The organism is Pseudomonas marginalis, assembly GCF_001645105.1.
Taxonomy (GTDB): domain Bacteria; phylum Pseudomonadota; class Gammaproteobacteria; order Pseudomonadales; family Pseudomonadaceae; genus Aquipseudomonas; species Aquipseudomonas petroselini.
In genome coordinates this window covers 124,732-142,659 of record NZ_LKEG01000042.1, presented here as the reverse complement: position 1 = coordinate 142,659, position 17,928 = coordinate 124,732, and the positions used below count along the sequence as shown (strand labels likewise).

The window sequence follows — 17,928 nt, the reverse complement described above, 5'->3', positions numbered from 1 at the left end:
CAATCCCCTCGCGGGCGAATAACCAGCACTTGCTCAACGGCTGACGCAATGTGTAGTGAGCGAGCTTGCCTCGCGCTGGGTGGCGAAGCCACCCCAAACCCGACAACGCAGTGTGCCTGACACAATGAGGCGGCCCTGTTGGGGCGGCTTCGCCACCCAGCGTGGGGCGAGCCCGCTCACTACAGTCTGATTCAGCCCTTGGCTTTTTTCTTCGGCACGATCTTGCGCAGTACCCGCTGGGCCAGGCGCTTTAGTTTCGATTCTTTCTCAGGCGCTGCCAGGCCTTGCTGGCGCAGCCAATCCTTCCAGCGAATCCGCTCCTCACGCACCAGCCAACCTTCCTGCTGGGCGAAGCTTTCCGCCAGGTACAAACCCCGCGTGCTCGCTGGGTACAGCTGGTCTTTCTTGACCGTGTAGAGCTCAGCCTGGGGTTGGCCGTCTTTCAGCGGCATCAGGTACAGGTCCGGGCGCTGACGGTCGAGGCGGGCAACCAGTTGGTCGCCTTCCAGGCGCTCGTCCACATGGAACAGGCTCAGGGATTTGGCTTCCTTGGGGACTTCAAGACGCAGGTCGTAAATCAATTGCAGCGATGCGGTGGGCAGGTGCACATAGGCGCGCGGGCGTTCGATCAACTGCGTGGTGGCGCATCGAACCGGGCGGGCTGCGCCGGACAGCGGGCTGAGGCGAAAGGGCAGGGCTTCGCGGTAATGCAGCGCGGCCGAGTAGGGCGCCGGCAACCACGTGTCGTTGAAGCGCCCGCTGAGCCAGCCTTCCGGGGTCTCCAGCAGGCACTCTTCGGCGATTTCCTGGATGGCGGTGTGCAGCGGCAGGTTCAGTTCATGGGCGGGCACGTAGCCGGAGATCAGCTTGAGCACCACGTCGCCACGGTCCTGGCGGCGCTGGCGCACCAGCACCCAATAGTCCTTGTTTTGCCAATGCAGGGTGAGGCGCACCGACACGCCAAGGTTGGCCAGTTCCAGGGCGAAACGCTCGGGGTCGGCCACCTCCACCGGCTTGCGCCGTTGCAGGGTCTGGGCAAAGTTGAGCGGCATGCCGACGCTCTGGTAGCTCAGGCCTTCGGGGGTGGCTTCGACGTGCAGCGGCAGTGTTTTAAAGTTGCTGGGGTTTTTTCTTATGAGCGTTCGCGGCATGTCGGCTCCTTCTTGCGACGGGGTCGGCCGCGTCGGCGGCATCAGAGTTGACGAATGACTTGGGCAGCGGTCGCCACGTTATGGGCCAGGTGCAGCGGATTAATGGTCCCGACAATAGCACTGGCGACGCCCGTTTGCGCAAACAACAACATGAAACTGGCACGAATTGGATCCATTCCCGGCTCCAGGCACACGTGGCCGCTTGCCAGGGCTTTTTTCACCAGGATGCCCTTGCCGTGTGCCGCTGCATACTCAATGACGGCTTTCTCGGCCTGTTCGTTCAGATTGTAGGTGACCATGGCGCAATCGCCCTGTTCCAGAGCCTTCACGCCGCCCTCGACGGTTTTCCCGGAGAAGCCGAAACCACGGATCTTGCCTTCCTGCTTCAGCGCCGCCAGCGTGTCGTACACCTCGCAGTCGTTGAGGATGTGCAGGTCGTTGCCGTCGGAGTGCACCAGCACCAGGTCGATAAAATCAGTTTCAAGTCGTTTCAAGCTGCGCTCGATGGACATCCGCGTGTGAGCGGCGCTGAAGTCGTGGCTGGACGCGCCATTCTCGAACTCTTCACCGACCTTGCTGACAATCACCCAGTCCTTGCGCTGGTCACGCAGCAGCGGTCCCAGACGTTCCTCGCTCATGCCATAGGCCGGCGCGGTATCGATCAGGTTGATCCCCAGTTCGCGAGCCTGGCGCAACAGCATGCGGGCTTCGTCGTCACCGGGAATCTGGAAGCCACTGGGGTATTTGACCCCTTGGTCGCGCCCCAGCTTCACGGTGCCCAGGCCCAGCGGCGAGACCAACAGGCCGGTGCTGCCCAGGGAGCGATGCAGGTCGTGCAGGGTGGGTAGGCTCATGGCAACAATTGCTCCCAGGCAGGTACGCCGATGGCGGGTTTTGGCAGGTCGGGCAACGGCTCGCTGGCGCTTGGGCGGATGCCGTCACGTTCGAGGCTGCCGATGACGCGATCAGCGAAGTCCGGTGCCAACGCCAGTTTGGTCGGCCAGCCCACGAGCAGGCGGTCTTGCTCGGCGAGGAAGGCGTTGTCGGGGCGGCTCAGGCCTGATTGCAGCGGCTCGGCACGGTCGACGCGCAGCGTGGCCCATTGGGTCTGGCTCATGTCGATCCACGGCAGCAATTGCGCCAGCTCTTTCTGGGCCGTGGCGATCTGCTCCTGCGGTGTGCGGGCCACGCCATCGGCCTCGGCGATGTCGCCGCCCATGTACCAGACCCAGTTGCCATCCGCCGCCGGGTGCGTGGTGACGGTGATGCGCGGCTTGGTGCCGCCGCCCAGGCAGTGCGCGTACAGCGGTTTCAGGCCGGGGCCTTTGGCGATGATCATGTGCAAGGGGCGCGTCTGCATGGCCGGCTGGCTCAGGCCCAGCGCGGACAGCAGACCAGCCGTGCCGGCGCCGGCACTCAGCACGATGCGCTGGGCGCGGATCTCGCGACCGTCGACCTTCAGGCCCACCAGTGCGTCGCCTTCGCGCAACGGTTCGATGTGTTGCCCAGCAAGCAAACCATCGCCGGCCAGTTGCGCCAGGCGATCAATCAGGCTCGGCACATCGATGACCAGCTCCGCCAGGCGATAGACCTTGCCCTTGAAGCGACGGTCTTGCAGGGCCGGGGGCAGGTCGTCGCCCTTGACCTGGTCGACACGGCCGCGCACGGCCTTGCTGGCGAAAAAACTGGTGAGGTTGCCGGCGAGGGTGCCGGGGGACCACAGGTAATGCGCTTCGGACAACAAGCGCACGCCGGACAGGTCCAGCTCGCCACTGCCCGCCAACGCTTCACGCCAGCGGCGCGGCATATCGGCAATGGCTTCGGAAGCGCCGGTGAGCGCGCCGTGCAGGGCGTATTTGGCACCGCCGTGAATAATCCCCTGGGACTTCACGCTTTGCCCACCCCCCAAGGTGGCGCTTTCCACCACCACCGTGGAAAACCCCTGGCGGCGCAGGCGCGCATTCAGCCAGAGGCCGGCAACCCCGGCGCCGACAATCAGAACGTCGGTGGAAATAACGGATGGCATGGGCGACCTCAGTGTTCAAGACAAGAGGCGCAGTATACAGGCTGTTGAGAGGTGGTCAGTGCCCGGCGGTTTTCGAGAACAGCTGAATCACTACCACGCCCAGCACAATCAGGCCCATCCCCAGCATCGCCGGAATATCCAGCTTCTGCCCGTAGATAAACAGCGCCGCGATGCTCACCATCACAATGCCCATCCCGGCCCACACCGCGTAGGCCACGCCCACCGGCACCGTGCGCACGACCAGCGTCAGCATCCAGAACGCCACGCCGTAGCCTACGATCACCAGCAGCAGTGGGATCGGCGTGCTCCAGCCCTTGATGGCTTTCATGGAAACGGTGGCGATCACTTCCGAGCAGATGGCAATGGCCAGGTAGCAGTAAGCGGCGTTCATGGGTCAATCCTCGGGGTAATGCAATCAGATAAGGCTGGCATTCTAGCCTTCAATCAGATGGGGTAAAGTCATTACCTATCCGAATTAGAGATGGGTTGAGCCATGAGCGTGCAATGGGATCTGGAGCAGATGCGCCTGTTTGTCAGCGTCGCCGAGCAGCGTTCGTTTTCGGCGGTAGCGCGCCAGCAGCGTAAGGCCCAATCGGCGGTCAGCAACGCGATTGCGATGCTGGAGACGGACCTGGGCGTGAGCCTGTTCGAGCGTAGCAGCGGCCGCCAGCCGCGGCTGACCGAAGCCGGCAGCGTGTTGCTGGAGGAGGCGCGCGAAGTGCTGCGCCAGTGCGAGCGGCTCAATGGCCGGGCGCTGTCATTGACACGCGGCGAGGAGGCTTGCCTGCGCCTGGCCCAGGATGAAGCGATGTTGTTCCAGCCGGTGCTCGATAGCCTTGAGGCACTGGCCGTGCAATACCCGTTGCTGGAGGTGCAACTGTCCAGCGCGGCCCAGGGCGATGTGGCGCGCAAACTGGTGGAGCGCCAGGCTGATTTAGGCTTGCTGTTCTACCACGACCAGATCCCCGAAGCCCTCGAGCGGCGGGTGGTCGGCAGCGTGGAGATGGTCACCGTGTGCGGCGTGAATCACCCGCTGGCCAAGGAAACGTACGTGACCTGCCAGCGCCTGGCGCAGTTCCGGCAGTTGCTGATGTCGACCCAGACCAGTGTCTACCCCGGCAGCGAAGCGGCCAGTCCGCTGGTGTGGCGTGCCGACAGTTTCTACGTGCTGGCCGAATGGTTGATGAGTGGCCTGGGCTGGGCCTGGCTGCCCCGGCATATCGTGCAGTACCCGACCTATCAGCAACAGATGGTAGAACTGGACAGCGAATGGACGCCACCGGCCCTGGTGGTGGAGCTGGTGTGGCGGCGCGACGAGCATCTGGGGCCCGCCGCGCGCTTCCTGGCCAAACGATTTGCCGAGTGCTTGCAGGCGATCGACTGAAAAAGCCGATAAACTCCGCCGCCATGAATAGAACTCTCTACAGCTGTCTGTTTTACCTGGCGCTGCCCTTGGTGGCTTTACGTCTGTGGCTGCGCGCGCGCAAGGCGCCGGCCTACGCCAAGCGCGTTGGCGAGCGCTTCTCCTATGGCTTGCCGGTGATGCGGCCGGGCGGGATCTGGGTACATGCGGTATCGGTGGGCGAAAGCATCGCTGCCGCGCCGATGGTGCGCGGGTTGCTGGAACGCTATCCGACGTTGCCGATCACCGTCACCTGCATGACGCCGACCGGTTCCGAGCGCATCCAGGCACTGTTTGCCAATGAACCTCGAATCCAGCACTGCTACTTGCCCTATGACTTGCCGTGCGCCGCCAAGCGTTTCCTTGATCGTGTGCAGCCGAAACTGGCGGTGATCATGGAAACCGAGCTGTGGCCCAACCATATCCACGCCTGCGCCCAGCGCGGCATTCCGGTGGCATTGGCGAATGCGCGGTTGTCGGCGCGCTCGGCCAAGGGCTACGCGCGCTTTGCCAAGCTGACGGCGCCGATGCTGTCTGAGATGAGCGTGTTCGCCGTGCAGACGCAGACCGAAGCCCAGCGCTTCCTGAGCCTCGGCGCCCGACCGGAAACCGTTGAAGTCACTGGCTCGATCAAGTTCGACCTGACCATCGACCCCCAATTACCGGTGCGTGCGGCTGCGTTGCGCGAGCAATGGGGCGCCAGCGAGCGTCCGGTGTGGATCGCCGCCAGCACCCATGAAGGTGAAGATGAGGTGGTGCTGGCCGCCCATCGTCAACTGCTCGAAAGCTATCCCAACGCGCTGCTGATTCTGGTGCCGCGTCACCAGGAACGCTTCGGCGCGATGTTCGAACTGTGTGAACAGCAAGGTTTTACCACGGTGCTTCGTTCCAGCGACGAGCCGGTCACGGCGGGCACTTCGGTGTTGCTCGGTGACACCATGGGCGAGCTGCTGTTTCTCTATGCCTTGGCCGACAGCGCCTTTGTCGGCGGCAGCCTGGTGGCGACCGGTGGGCATAACCCGCTGGAGCCGGCCGCGCTGGCCAAGCCTGTGATGATGGGCCCCCACGTGTTCAACTTCCTCGAAATCACCGCGATGATGCGTGAAGCGGGTGCGTTGCGAGAAGTGGAGGACGCTGAAGGATTGGCTGAGGCCGTACGGCAGTTGTTCGAACTGCCGCAGGATGCCCGCAAGATGGCGCAGGCGGGGCTCAAGGTGATGCAGGCCAACCAGGGCGCGTTGAGGCGTTTACTGGATGGTTTAGGTCGACTGCTAGCTAACTGAATCACCACCTAACCAAATGTGGGAGGGGGCTTGCCCCCGATGGCGGTAGATCAGTCACCTATACAGTGCCTGACACTCTGCTATCGGGGGCAAGCCCCCTCCCACATGGGTTTGCAGTGGATTCAGTTGGCGGGGCGGGCCTTGAGTTGTTCGGCCGCCGCTTTGGCCAGGTCCGGCGGCAGGAAGTCGCGGTCGGGGTTGTAGTCAGCCTTGAGGTAGCGCGCCAAGTCCTGCAGGTCACCTGGGTTCAAGGTGCCCGCCGCCTGCTTCAAGCGCAGGTTGTCGAGGATGTAGTCATAGCGGCTGTTGTTGTAGTTGCGCACCGATGCGTAGAGCTGGCGTTGGGAATCCAAGACGTCGACGATGTTGCGCGTCCCCACCTGGTAACCGATTTCCGTGGCTTCCACCGCGCTCTGGTTGGAGATGATCGACTGGCGGCGTGCCTGCACCTGTTCCACATCGGTGTTCACCGCACGGTGCAGGTTGCGGGTGTTTTCCACCACCTGGCGGCGCAGGCCTTCGCGCTGTTGCTCGGTCTGGCCCAGGCGCGAGTAGGATTCACGCACTTGTGAACTGGTCAGCCCACCGCTGTAGAGCGGGATGTTCAGGCGCAGGCCGATGGTGCGTTGTTCCACATCGCCGCGATAGGGGGTGCCGAAGGCATTCGGGTTGCTGAAACCAAGGGCGTCGTTATCGCCTTTTTCATATTGCGCCACTGCGTCGAGCGTCGGGGCATGCCCGGCCTTGCGCTGCTTGAGGGTTTCTTCGGCGGCGGTAACGGCGTAGTTGCTGGCGAGCAGGTTAAGGTTCTGGCGGCCGGCGGTTTCAACCCAGGCCTTGGCGTCGTTCGGCAGCGGTGGCAGCACCGGCAGCGTGTGGACGATGCCCTGGATCGAGTTGTACTGGCGGTTGGTCAGGGTGATCAGTGCTTCAAAGGCGTCTTCCACTTGGCGCTGGGCCAGGATCCGATTGGCACGGGCAGTGTCGTAGCTGGCTTGGGATTGCAGCACGTCGGTCTTGTCCGACAGGCCCACGTCAAATCGCTCGTTGGACTGGTCCAGCTGGCGCTTGAAGGCGTTTTCTTCGGCCTTGGTCGAGGCCAGGTTGTCTTGGGCGCGCAGCACGGCAAAGTAGCTTTCGGCGCTTTGCAGGATCAGGTTTTGTTCCGTGGCCGACAATTGCAGCGCGGCCTGTTCGTTGGTGGCCTCGGCAGCCTGCAACTGGAACCAGCGGTCGGCGCGGAACAGCGGCTGGCTCAAGGTCGCGCGCCAGGAATGCGCATCGCGGTTGGCGGTGGCGGCCGGGGTGTCGATCTGGGTGCGCACGTTGTTGATATCGGCACCGCCCGACAGGTTGGGCAGCAGCCCGGCACGGGCCTGGGGCACCACTTCTTTTTGCGCGCCGTACTGGGCGCGGGCAGCGGCCAGGTCGGCGTTGTTGTCCACCGCTTCCTGGTAGACGCTGACCAAGTCAGTTTTGGCGGACAAGGGCGCTTCAGCTGCCCAGACCATTCCGTTGGTCGCACAAGACACGGCGAGAGCCAGTGAAAGTTTGCGCAGCATGAGGCGATCCCTAGTTTGAATATTACGATTGTAATTTGGCGCTCAAGGCTAAGGCGGCGAACGCCTAGCGTCAAGGGCTTGAGCAGTCACCGAGTGTAGTGGCGCGATCACCACACAACAATCCTGCAAAAGAGCCATTCATCACGCTGAATGCACCGCCATTGGCAATTTCCCCATGGCATGGTCTAGACTGGCCGCGTTCTTGTCGGGGTGCCTTGTTGGAAGGCTGAGATCGGTAAATACCGGATCCCGTTGAACCTGATCAGGTTAGCGCCTGCGTAGGGAACAAGATTTCTCGTCACCCGGCGAGTCCTCTTGTGCTTCGTCCGGGAGGCTGTTCGACCATCGAACAGCCCTCGTGCCTAGCACAGCACTGGTTTCAGTGCGTCCATCCGTCACAGGTTCGCTCCGACAAAAATCCACCGCCTGGATAGTTGGAGAGCCCGTGATGAGCACAGAAATAAAAAGTACAAAACTGAAAAACACCGTGCACTTGAGTGAATCGGCCAAGGTCGACTCCGGCTCCGTGCAGCCGTTTACCCGCTCGCAAAAAATCTACGTGCAGGGCACTCGCCCGGACATCCGCGTGCCGATGCGCGAAATCAGCCTGGACGTCACTCCCACCGACTTCGGCGGTGAAATCAACGCCCCCGTGGTGGTCTATGACACCTCCGGCCCGTACACCGACCCGAATGTGATCATCGATGTGCGCAAAGGCCTGGGCGATGTGCGCTCGCCGTGGATCGAAGTGCGTGGTGACACCGAGCGCCTGTCCGGCCTCAGCTCGCATTTTGGCCAACAGCGCCTCAGCGACGCCGAACTGACCGCCCTGCGCTTCGCCCACGTGAAAAACCCGCGCCGCGCCAAGGCCGGTGCCAACGTCACGCAGATGCACTACGCACGCAAAGGCATCATCACCGCCGAGATGGAATACGTCGCCATCCGCGAAAACATGAAGCTGGAAGAAGCCCGCGCCAGCGGCCTGCTCGACCAGCAACACGCCGGCCATAGCTTCGGCGCCAGCGTGCCGAAAATCATCACCCCTGAATTTGTGCGCGAAGAAATCGCCCGTGGCCGAGCGATCATCCCGGCCAACATCAACCACACCGAACTGGAACCGATGATCATCGGCCGTAACTTCCTGGTGAAGATCAACGGCAACATCGGCAACAGCGCCCTGGGTTCGTCCATCGAAGAAGAAGTGGCGAAACTCACCTGGGGCATTCGCTGGGGCTCGGACACGGTGATGGACCTGTCTACCGGCAAGCACATCCATGAAACCCGCGAGTGGATCATCCGTAACTCGCCCGTGCCAATCGGCACCGTGCCGATCTACCAGGCCCTGGAAAAAGTCGGCGGCGCCGCCGAGGACCTGACCTGGGAGCTGTTCCGCGACACCCTGATCGAGCAGGCCGAGCAGGGCGTCGACTACTTCACCATCCATGCCGGCGTGCTGTTGCGCTACGTGCCGCTGACCGCCAAGCGCGTCACCGGCATCGTGTCCCGTGGCGGTTCGATCATGGCCAAGTGGTGCCTGGCGCACCACAAAGAGAACTTCACCTACACGCATTTCGACGAAATCTGCGAAATCATGAAGGCTTACGACGTCAGCTTCTCCCTCGGTGACGGCCTGCGCCCGGGCTCGATTGCCGACGCCAACGACGCCGCGCAATTCGGCGAGCTGGAAACCTTGGGCGAACTGACCAAGATCGCGTGGAAGCACGACGTGCAAACCATGATCGAAGGCCCTGGCCACGTGCCGATGCAGTTGATCAAGGAGAACATGGACAAGCAGCTCGAGTGCTGTGACGAAGCGCCGTTCTACACCCTCGGCCCGCTGACCACCGACATCGCGCCGGGCTACGACCACATCACCTCCGGCATCGGTGCGGCAATGATCGGCTGGTTCGGTTGCGCCATGCTTTGCTACGTCACGCCCAAGGAACACTTGGGCCTGCCGAACAAGGATGACGTGAAGACCGGGATCATCACCTACAAGATCGCTGCCCACGCGGCTGACCTCGCGAAAGGCCATCCGGGCGCGCAGATCCGCGATAACGCCTTGAGCAAGGCGCGCTTCGAGTTCCGCTGGGAAGACCAGTTCAACCTCGGCCTGGACCCGGACACTGCGCGTTCGTATCACGATGAAACCCTGCCGAAGGACTCGGCCAAGGTCGCGCATTTCTGCTCGATGTGCGGGCCGAAGTTCTGCTCGATGAAAATCACCCAGGAAGTGCGTGAATACGCGGCCAACCAACGGATTGAAGCGGTGGACGTGGAGGTGGCCAAGGGCTTGGCCGCACAGGCGGAGCGGTTCAAGCAGGAAGGCAGTCAGCTGTACAAAAAGGTCTGACCCTAGACCTGTGGCGAGGGAGCTTGCTCCCGTTGGAGTGCACAGCACTCCCCCTACCTGCAAGGGTGTTTTTACTGACACGCTTCGGTTGCCGGTTGTGGGGCGGCTTCGCCACTCAGCGGGAGCAAGCTCCCTCGCCAAAAGGGCTTACAACAATATTCCTCAGAGATAACCCCCTTGAGCATTCAACCCAGCACCTATTCCCCGGACATCGCGGTTCCCGCTGACAAACGCGTCTTCGGCGCCCGCGACCTGTTCTCCCTATGGTTCTCCCTCGGCATCGGCCTGATGGTCCTGCAGACCGGCGCGTTACTCGCGCCGGGCCTGGGGCTGTCCGGTTCGTTGCTGGCGATTTTGCTTGGCACCCTGGTTGGAGTGCTGCTGCTGGCCGCCGTCGGCGTGATCGGCAGTGATACCGGCCTGTCCGCCATGGCCGCGCTCAAGCTCAGCCTGGGCGCCAAGGGGGCGAGCCTGCCGGCACTGCTCAACCTGCTGCAGCTGATCGGCTGGGGCTCTTTCGAAATCATCGTGATGCGCGACGCGGCCAGTCTGTTGGGCGCGCGGGCGTTCAGCGACGGTAGCCTGCTGGCCAGCCCATTGCTGTGGACCCTGTTTTTTGGCGGCCTGGCGACCCTGTTGGCGGTCAGCGGTCCACTGACCTTCGTGCGCCAGATCCTGCGCAAATGGGGTATCTGGCTGCTGCTCGCCGCCTGCCTGTGGCTGACCTGGAACCTGTTCGCCAAGGCCGACCTCGCCGCTCTCTGGGCCCAGGCCGGTGACGGTTCGATGCCGTTCGCGGTGGGCTTTGATATCGCCATCGCCATGCCGCTCTCATGGCTGCCGCTGATTGCCGATTACTCACGCTTCGGCAAGCGCGCAAAAAGCGTGTTTGGAGGGACGGCGTTGGGCTTCTTTATCGGTAACTTCTGGCTGATGAGCCTGGGCGTGGCCTATACCCTGGCGTTTGCGCCGAGCGGTGAGGTGAATGCGCTATTGCTCGCCTTGGCCGGTGCGGGCCTGGGCATTCCGCTGTTGCTGATCCTGTTGGACGAGTCGGAAAACGCCTTTGCCGATATCCACTCGGCGGCGGTGTCCAGCGGGATTTTGTTGCGCTTGAAGGTTGAGCACCTGGCGCTGGCTATCGGTGTGATCTGCACCCTGATCGCCTGTTTTGCGCCGTTGGCCCAGTACCAGAACTTCCTGCTGCTGATCGGTTCGGTGTTTGCGCCGCTGTTTAGCGTGGTGTTGGTGGATCACTTCATCTTGCGTCGCCGTGGCCGAGGGGCGATCGCCGCTCTGCGTTGGCCGGCGTTATTGGCCTGGCTGGGTGGCATCGCGACTTACCACCTGCTGGCCAATCTGTATCCGGACATCGGCGCGACCCTGCCGGCGCTGGTGCTGGCAGGGCTGTTGCAGTTCATCCTGGGGCGGGCCTTCAGCGGCGCGCCGGCACCAGCTCAGGCCTGAGGATGCCATCGAGGCGCGAGTAGGGGATCTGCAACTCGACATGGCCCAGGGCATACGGCGCGATGGTGCTGGTGGGGTACTTGAGGATCACGCCACCATAGGTCAGCGCCACGTTTGGGGTTTTCTGGAAGGGGTAGGTCTTCACATACTCCGGCTCCAGGCTCAGGCGGGTGCTGATCAGCCAGCTGTTGTGTGCCACTTGGGCGGCTTTCCAGAACGCGTCTTCCTTGCCGGGTAACAGCATGTCGGTCAGGGTCAGGGCTTTTTGTTGCTGGCGCGAATAGTTGATGAAGGCACGGCCAGGCTCGCCGTGGGTGGCGCCCTGGTCCAGGTAACTGGACAGCTCGATGATCACCAAGCCGTCATGCTGCTCACGTACCTTGGCCTGCAAGTACATGCTGTTACGCGGGGCGGCGGTACGCAGGAATTGCTCTCGGTAGGTGTCAAGGCTGGTCGGCAGCGGGTCGTTCGGGCTGGTGCTGGTCATTTCCAGCAGGCGCTGTTCGATCAGCGCGTCGAGCTTGGGCTCCTTGGCAAAGTGCACCGTGTCGATATTCACCAGCGGGCAGTCGGCGCTGGCGCAGCCTGGCTTGCTTTGCTCGGTGGCGTCGCGAGTGGCTTCCAGCGGGGTCTTGAAGCTCGGTTGGAACAGGCTCTGGCAAGCGCCGAGGGTCAATGCGATGCAGGCCACGGAGGCGATTTTTAAAAGCGACATGTAAGTCCTTCGTCTATCGATAAGAGCGAAATTTGTGCAGCTTCGACTGCCAGCACGGCAGTCAGTTCGCCACTAAGCTGATTAGAGTGTGTTTGACGCCCGCCGTCTATCCCGGCAACCGGAAAGGGGCTGCGCCAAGGTGCAGGAGCGCGTTAGGATGGCGCCCATTGCGCAGGCTAAACGAGGATGGGACATGACGGACTTTGCAAAATCGACGCCGAGCAAGATCGAGATTGTTCAGCGCGAAAATGCCTACAAGGGCTTCTATAAGCTTGACCGTGTGCAGCTGCGCCACGAGAAATTCGATGGCGACATGAGCCGGGTGATCAATCGGGAAGTCTTCGTTCGTCACGACGCTGTGTGCGTGCTGCCCTACGACCCGCAGCGCGATGAAGTGGTGTTGATCGAGCAGTTTCGCGTCGGCGCCATGGGCCGCACCGACAACCCGTGGCTGGTGGAAATGGTCGCTGGCCTGATCGACAAGGACGAAGAGCCCGAGGAGGTTGCACACCGCGAAGCCGAGGAGGAAGCTGGGCTTACATTCTCCGCGCTGTGGCCGATCACTAAATATTTTCCATCGCCCGGTGGCAGTACTGAATTCGTGCATTTGTACCTGGGCCGTTGCGACAGCTCGGGCGCGGGTGGCGTCCATGGATTGGAAGAAGAAGCTGAAGATATCCGCGTCACCGCATGGGCCTTCGAAGACGCCCTGCAAGCGGTGCGTGACGGCAAAATTTCCAACGCAGCCAGCATTATCGCCCTGCAATGGCTTGCTCTTAATCGCGCGGAAGTGAGGGGGTTATGGCAGTAAAGGCACGGGAACGTTATCGAGTCGACCTGATCGGGCTGCAAGCGGCGTGCGAGGCCAACTATGCGCGGCTGATGCGCCTGCTCCCCGACATGCGCCACGCCCCCGAGGCGCGGCGCATCGGCGTCACCCATGGCGACCAGATGCTCGGCGTGCTGGCCCTGGAAGTCATCGTCAATTGCCCCTACACCACCACCCTGCGCGTGCGCCAGGAACACAGCCTGCCGTGGCTGCCGGTACCGCAGCTGGAAGTACAGGTGTACCACGATGCGCGGATGGCCGAAGTGATCAGCGCCGAACATGCGCGACGCTTTCGCAGCATCTATCCTTACCCTAACGTGTTCATGCACCAACCCGATGAGAAAGCACAGCTCAATGTGTTCCTCGGTGAATGGTTGAGCCACTGCCTGGCCCTGGGCCATGAGTTCGAAGCTGTGCGGTAGATGTGAACTGCGTCCGCTTCCTGGGTTTCCCCTTTGTGTCCTGCCCCAGCATAATCACGCCAAACGACCCTTTACTGTGATTGCCTTGGGAGAACGCCTTGCCGAGCGTATCCACTGTGAACCCCGACGGTTCAGCGTTGCTGGTACAACTGTCCGACAGCCATCTGTTTGCCGAGGGCGACGGCACGTTGCTGGGCATGAACACCCGTGACAGCCTGCAAAGGGTGATCGAGCTGGCGCGCGCGCAGCAGCCGAGGATCGACCTGGTGCTGGCCACGGGGGATCTTTCCCAGGACGGCACGCTGGAGTCGTATCAGCAGTTTCGCGATATGACTGCCCCCATCGGCGCCCCAACGCGCTGGATTCCGGGTAACCACGATGAGCCGCAGATCATGGCCCGTGCTGCCGTGCACAGCGATTTTCTGGAGCCGGTAGTTGATATCGGTCATTGGCGCATCACCCTGCTGGACTCCGCTGTACCCGGTTCGGTGCCCGGTTACCTTCAGGACAGCCAACTGCAACTGCTCGCCCAGGCCCTGAGCGAAGCGCCGAACCTTCACCACCTTGTGTGCTTCCACCATCATCCGGTGTCCATCGGTTGCGCCTGGATGGAACCGATTGGCCTGCGCAACCCTGAAGCCCTGTTTGCCGTGCTCGATCGTTTCCCCCACGTGCGCGCGGTACTTTGGGGTCACGTGCATCAGGAGATCGATCGCGAGCGTGACGGCGTGCGCCTGCTGGCGTCGCCGTCCACCTGCATCCAGTTCGCGCCGGGCAGCGAGGATTTCAAGGTCAGTGAGCAAGCGCCGGGGTATCGCTGGCTGCGCCTGCATGCCGACGGACGGTTGGAGACGGGGGTGGAGCGCGTCCAAGACTTCGAATTTACCGTCGACTACGGCAGCAACGGCTACTAAAAGCTGTAAACACCGATCAAAAATGTGGGAGGGGGCTTGCTCCCGATAGCGGGGTGTCAGGCAATACATAGGCTGGCTGACCCACCGCTATCGGGAGCAAGCCCCCTCCTACATTGGATCTTCGGTGTATTGAAGGCTGAGGTCATCACACAAGGCTTGGATCCCTGTAAACTGCGCCTCTTTGGCTGAGTCATGGAGAGCCCGGCATGTCCGCTTCGATCCTGTATATCCACGGTTTCAACAGCGCGCCGGCGTCCAACAAGGCCAGCCAGCTGATCACCGTGATGGACAACCTTGGCCTGGCCGAGCAACTGCGCGTACCGGCCCTGCATCACCATCCCCGTCAGGCGATTCCTCAGTTGGAAGCGGCTATCGCCGAACTGGGGCGGCCACTGCTAGTCGGCAGCTCACTCGGCGGCTACTATGCAACCCATCTTGCCGAACGCCATGGCCTCAAGGCGTTGCTGGTGAACCCGGCGGTCAGCCCTCATCGGATGTTCGACGGTTACCTGGGCACCCAGAAGAACCTCTACACCGATGAAACCTGGGAACTGACCCACGACCACGTCACGGCGCTGGCTGAGTTGGAAGTACCGGCTCCCCAGGACGCCGCGCGTTATCAGGTGTGGTTGCAGACCGGCGATGAAACACTGGATTATCGCCTCGCCCAGCAGTATTACCGGGCCTGTGCCTTGCGCATCCAGGCCGGCGGCGACCATGGGTACCAGGGGTTCGCCCAGCAATTACCGGCCATGTTGAGCTTTGCCGGCATTGGCGCAGATCAGTATCAATCCTTCGATTTTTCTTCATTGTAAGAATCGCAGGTCATTATTTAATCGAACGACTCACGACGAGACCCCATGGCCACTCCCAGCGCTAGCTCTTATAACGCCGACGCCATCGAAGTCCTCTCGGGCCTCGACCCGGTGCGCAAACGCCCCGGCATGTACACCGACACCAGTCGGCCGAACCACCTTGCCCAGGAAGTCATCGACAACAGCGTCGACGAAGCTTTGGCCGGGCACGCCAAATCGGTGCATGTCATCCTTCACGCTGACCACTCCCTGGAAGTGTCCGACGATGGTCGCGGCATGCCGGTGGACATTCACCCGGAAGAGGGGGTGTCGGGCGTTGAGCTGATCCTCACCAAGCTGCACGCCGGTGGCAAGTTCTCCAATAAGAACTACCAGTTCTCCGGTGGCTTGCACGGTGTGGGTATTTCCGTGGTCAACGCCCTGTCCAACCACGTGCGGGTCAAGGTCAAGCGCGACGGCAACGAGTACGAGATGACCTTTGCCGATGGCTATAAAGCCACCGACCTGCAGGTGATCGGCACCGTTGGCAAGCGCAATACCGGCACCAGCGTGTACTTTGCCCCGGATCCGAAATACTTCGATTCACCGAAATTCTCCATCAGCCGCCTCAAGCACGTGCTCAAGGCCAAGGCGGTGCTGTGCCCGGGCCTGCTGGTGACTTTTGAAGACAAAGGCACTAACGAGAAGGTCGAGTGGCACTACGAAGACGGCCTGCGCTCCTACCTGGAAGACTCCGTCAGCGATTTTGAACGCCTGCCCAACGAGCCGTTCTGCGGCAGCCTGGCCGGTAATAAAGAAGCGGTCGACTGGGCGCTGCTGTGGTTGCCGGAAGGTGGCGACAGCGTGCAGGAAAGCTACGTTAACCTGATCCCTACCGCCCAGGGCGGCACCCACGTCAACGGTTTGCGCCAAGGTTTGCTGGATGCCATGCGCGAATTCTGCGAATACCGCAGCCTGTTGCCGCGTGGCGTGAAGCTGGCGCCGGAAGACGTGTGGGAGCGCATTGCGTTCGTGCTGTCGATGAAAATGCAGGAGCCGCAGTTCTCTGGCCAGACCAAAGAGCGCCTGTCGTCCCGTGAGGCGGCGGCGTTTGTTTCCGGTGTGGTCAAGGATGCCTTCAGCCTGTGGCTCAACGAGCACCCGGAATTGGGCCTGGCCCTGGCCGAGCTGGCGATCAACAACGCCGGCCGTCGTTTGAAAGCCAGCAAGAAGGTCGAGCGCAAGCGCATCACCCAGGGCCCGGCGCTGCCCGGCAAGCTGGCTGATTGCGCCGGGCAGGATCCGATGCGCTCCGAGCTGTTCCTGGTGGAAGGTGATTCCGCCGGCGGTTCCGCCAAACAAGCGCGGGACAAAGAATTCCAGGCGATCCTGCCGTTGCGCGGCAAGATCCTCAATACCTGGGAAGTCGACGGCAGCGAAGTCCTGGCCAGCCAGGAAGTGCACAACATCGCCGTGGCCATTGGCGTTGATCCAGGCGCGGCGGACATGAGTCAGCTGCGTTACGGCAAAATCTGCATCCTCGCCGACGCCGACTCCGACGGCCTGCACATCGCCACCTTGCTGTGCGCGCTGTTCGTCCAGCATTTCCGCCCGTTGGTGGATGCCGGTCACGTCTACGTCGCCATGCCGCCGCTTTACCGCATCGACCTGGGCAAAGAGATTTTCTACGCCCTGGACGAGGCCGAGCGTGACGGCATTCTCGACCGCCTGGTGGCCGAGAAAAAACGCGGCAAGCCACAGGTCACGCGATTCAAAGGCCTGGGTGAAATGAACCCGCCGCAACTGCGCGAAACCACCATGGACCCGAACACCCGGCGCCTGGTGCAGTTGACCCTGGATGACTTCGCCGCTACCTCGGAAATGATGGACATGCTGCTGGCGAAGAAACGCGCGCCGGACCGCAAGTCCTGGCTGGAATCCAAAGGCAACCTGGCTGAGGTTCTGGGCTGATGCGCACAGGTTTCGCCCTGGCGATCCTGATAGTGAGCGGGCTGGTGACCACCCACGTGGTTGCCGCGCCCGTGGCTGAGCTCAAGCTGGTGTCCGAACACCCGGTGGACGGCATGCGCGGCGGAAACCTGTCGGGCCTGGCGATGTGTGGCCAGGCATTGTGGACAGTCTCCGACCGTGATGACGACCAGATCTACCGCCTGGATATCAGCGCGCCGACCTGGCGAGCCGAAACGGTCAAGATCGACGTGCCGCCGGTGCCGGAGTCCGGGCTGCCTTGGGGCTTGCGTTCGCGCACCAAAGCCGCCTCGTTGATTCGCGGTGGCGACCTGGATTTCGAAGGCATCACCTGCGACGCCGCCGGCAACCGCTACATCGTCAGCGAAGCCCATGCGGCGGTGCTGCAAGTGCCGGTGACCGGTGCGCCGCAGTGGTTGAAGATTGCCCCGAGCATGGTCAGGGAGGCCCGGGCGAGCGGCATGTTGCTGCACTTCAACGCGTTGTTTGAAGGCCTGGCGATCAACCCCGAAGGCAATCAGATGTGGTTGGCGGCCGAACGTGAGCGACGCGGGCTGATTTCGATCAAGCGTCCGCAAAGCCTGTGGGACTGTGACGGTCCGTGTGTGTTGTTGAGCGAGGCCGGCCAGGAAGTGCAGCCGGCCAAGTTCCTCAATGCCAAGGCGGTGTCCAAGGACTTCGCCGACCTGGCGCTGTTCAACGGCAAGCTGTTCACCCTTGAGCGCAATGCGTTCCAGATTTGCCGGCGCGATGCGGTCACGGCCAAGGTCGAACTGTGCTGGTCGTTTGCCGATGAGACGTTGACGCCCGAACGGCGTTACCCCCAAGCCTATGGCCTGGCCGAAGCCCTGGTGGTGGATGCCGAGGGTGCCTGGCTGGGTATCGACAATAATTTCGGCGCGCGCGCCGATGGTGAAAAACGCCCCGTGGTCTATCGTTTCGCCGCCCCTGCCGGCGGCTGGAGCGCCCAGCCATGAGCCCCGCTTTTTTTGAATTGACCCGGTGCAGCGGCAGTTCCGCT

Annotated in this window: 16 protein-coding genes and 1 riboswitch; of the genes, 10 read left to right on the top strand and 6 right to left on the bottom strand. The window is 62.3% G+C overall.

Features of this window, described 5'->3' with window-relative positions; all coding sequences use genetic code 11:
• Positions 1–191: 191 nt before the first annotated feature.
• From AO064_RS16445 to AO064_RS16430, 4 genes are read right to left on the bottom strand one after another with little or no spacing between them, the layout of a single operon-like run.
• Positions 192–1,151, bottom strand: coding sequence for a hypothetical protein (locus AO064_RS16445; RefSeq protein WP_012721882.1), 960 nt, complete (start codon positions 1,149–1,151; stop codon positions 192–194).
• A gap of 41 nt (positions 1,152–1,192) precedes the next feature.
• Positions 1,193–2,005 (bottom strand): aldo/keto reductase, encoded by an 813-nt coding sequence (locus AO064_RS16440; protein ID WP_064054000.1) that lies wholly within the window; start codon positions 2,003–2,005, stop codon positions 1,193–1,195.
• Positions 2,002–3,177, bottom strand: a complete 1,176-nt coding sequence (locus AO064_RS16435) for an NAD(P)/FAD-dependent oxidoreductase (RefSeq protein WP_064053999.1) — start codon at positions 3,175–3,177, stop codon at positions 2,002–2,004. Before AO064_RS16435 ends, AO064_RS16440 begins: the two co-directional genes overlap by 4 nt.
• A 55-nt stretch (positions 3,178–3,232) precedes the next feature.
• Positions 3,233–3,568 (bottom strand): DMT family transporter, encoded by a 336-nt coding sequence (locus AO064_RS16430; protein WP_012721885.1) that lies wholly within the window; start codon positions 3,566–3,568, stop codon positions 3,233–3,235.
• A gap of 102 nt (positions 3,569–3,670) precedes the next feature.
• Here AO064_RS16430 and AO064_RS16425 point away from each other — a divergent pair, with 102 nt between their 5' ends.
• Positions 3,671–4,561 carry a LysR family transcriptional regulator gene (locus AO064_RS16425; protein ID WP_012721886.1) on the top strand — a complete coding sequence of 297 codons (891 nt, stop codon included), beginning with the start codon at positions 3,671–3,673 and terminating at the stop codon, positions 4,559–4,561.
• A 23-nt stretch (positions 4,562–4,584) separates the two neighbouring features.
• The gene (waaA, locus tag AO064_RS16420) at positions 4,585–5,862 is read left to right on the top strand and encodes a lipid IV(A) 3-deoxy-D-manno-octulosonic acid transferase (RefSeq protein ID WP_064053998.1); all 1,278 of its coding nucleotides are present in this window, start codon (positions 4,585–4,587) and stop codon (positions 5,860–5,862) included.
• Between the two features lie 122 nt (positions 5,863–5,984).
• Here the strand turns inward: waaA and AO064_RS16415 are convergent, their stop codons facing one another.
• Positions 5,985–7,424: a TolC family outer membrane protein gene (locus AO064_RS16415; protein ID WP_012721888.1), complete on the bottom strand. Its 1,440-nt coding sequence runs from the start codon at positions 7,422–7,424 to the stop codon at positions 5,985–5,987.
• 196 nt (positions 7,425–7,620) lie between these two features.
• A riboswitch (TPP riboswitch) is annotated at positions 7,621–7,726 on the top strand.
• Positions 7,727–7,872: 146 nt separating this feature from the next.
• Here AO064_RS16415 and thiC point away from each other — a divergent pair.
• Positions 7,873–9,777: a phosphomethylpyrimidine synthase ThiC gene (gene thiC / locus AO064_RS16410; RefSeq protein WP_064053997.1), complete on the top strand. Its 1,905-nt coding sequence runs from the start codon at positions 7,873–7,875 to the stop codon at positions 9,775–9,777.
• Between the two features lie 177 nt (positions 9,778–9,954).
• Positions 9,955–11,244: a putative hydroxymethylpyrimidine transporter CytX gene (gene cytX / locus AO064_RS16405; protein ID WP_064053996.1), complete on the top strand. Its 1,290-nt coding sequence runs from the start codon at positions 9,955–9,957 to the stop codon at positions 11,242–11,244.
• Here cytX and AO064_RS16400 read toward each other — a convergent pair.
• The gene (locus AO064_RS16400; RefSeq protein ID WP_064053995.1) at positions 11,213–11,959 is read right to left on the bottom strand and encodes an RsiV family protein; all 747 of its coding nucleotides are present in this window, start codon (positions 11,957–11,959) and stop codon (positions 11,213–11,215) included. The two genes, cytX and AO064_RS16400, sit on opposite strands and share 32 nt — an antisense overlap.
• Positions 11,960–12,152: 193 nt before the next feature.
• On the opposite strand from AO064_RS16400, the gene AO064_RS16395 reads away from it, so the two are divergent.
• The 6 genes from AO064_RS16395 to AO064_RS16370 all read left to right on the top strand — a co-directional run bounded on the left by AO064_RS16395 (position 12,153) and on the right by AO064_RS16370 (position 17,884).
• Positions 12,153–12,770 carry an NUDIX domain-containing protein gene (locus tag AO064_RS16395; RefSeq protein ID WP_012721892.1) on the top strand — a complete coding sequence of 206 codons (618 nt, stop codon included), beginning with the start codon at positions 12,153–12,155 and terminating at the stop codon, positions 12,768–12,770.
• Positions 12,761–13,210: a DUF1249 domain-containing protein gene (locus AO064_RS16390; RefSeq protein WP_012721893.1), complete on the top strand. Its 450-nt coding sequence runs from the start codon at positions 12,761–12,763 to the stop codon at positions 13,208–13,210. The genes AO064_RS16395 and AO064_RS16390 overlap by 10 nt, the downstream gene beginning before the upstream one ends.
• 98 nt (positions 13,211–13,308) lie before the next feature.
• On the top strand, positions 13,309–14,124 hold the full coding sequence (cpdA, locus tag AO064_RS16385; RefSeq protein WP_064053994.1) for a 3',5'-cyclic-AMP phosphodiesterase: 816 nt from the start codon (positions 13,309–13,311) through the stop codon (positions 14,122–14,124).
• 206 nt (positions 14,125–14,330) lie between these two features.
• Positions 14,331–14,939 (top strand): YqiA/YcfP family alpha/beta fold hydrolase, encoded by a 609-nt coding sequence (locus AO064_RS16380; RefSeq protein ID WP_064053993.1) that lies wholly within the window; start codon positions 14,331–14,333, stop codon positions 14,937–14,939.
• Between the two features lie 45 nt (positions 14,940–14,984).
• Positions 14,985–16,889 carry a DNA topoisomerase IV subunit B gene (gene parE / locus AO064_RS16375; protein WP_046033920.1) on the top strand — a complete coding sequence of 635 codons (1,905 nt, stop codon included), beginning with the start codon at positions 14,985–14,987 and terminating at the stop codon, positions 16,887–16,889.
• Complete coding sequence (locus tag AO064_RS16370; protein ID WP_064053992.1) at positions 16,889–17,884, top strand: esterase-like activity of phytase family protein; 996 nt, start codon at positions 16,889–16,891, stop codon at positions 17,882–17,884. The genes parE and AO064_RS16370 overlap by 1 nt, the downstream gene beginning before the upstream one ends.
• The last annotated feature ends 44 nt before the right edge of the window (positions 17,885–17,928 follow it).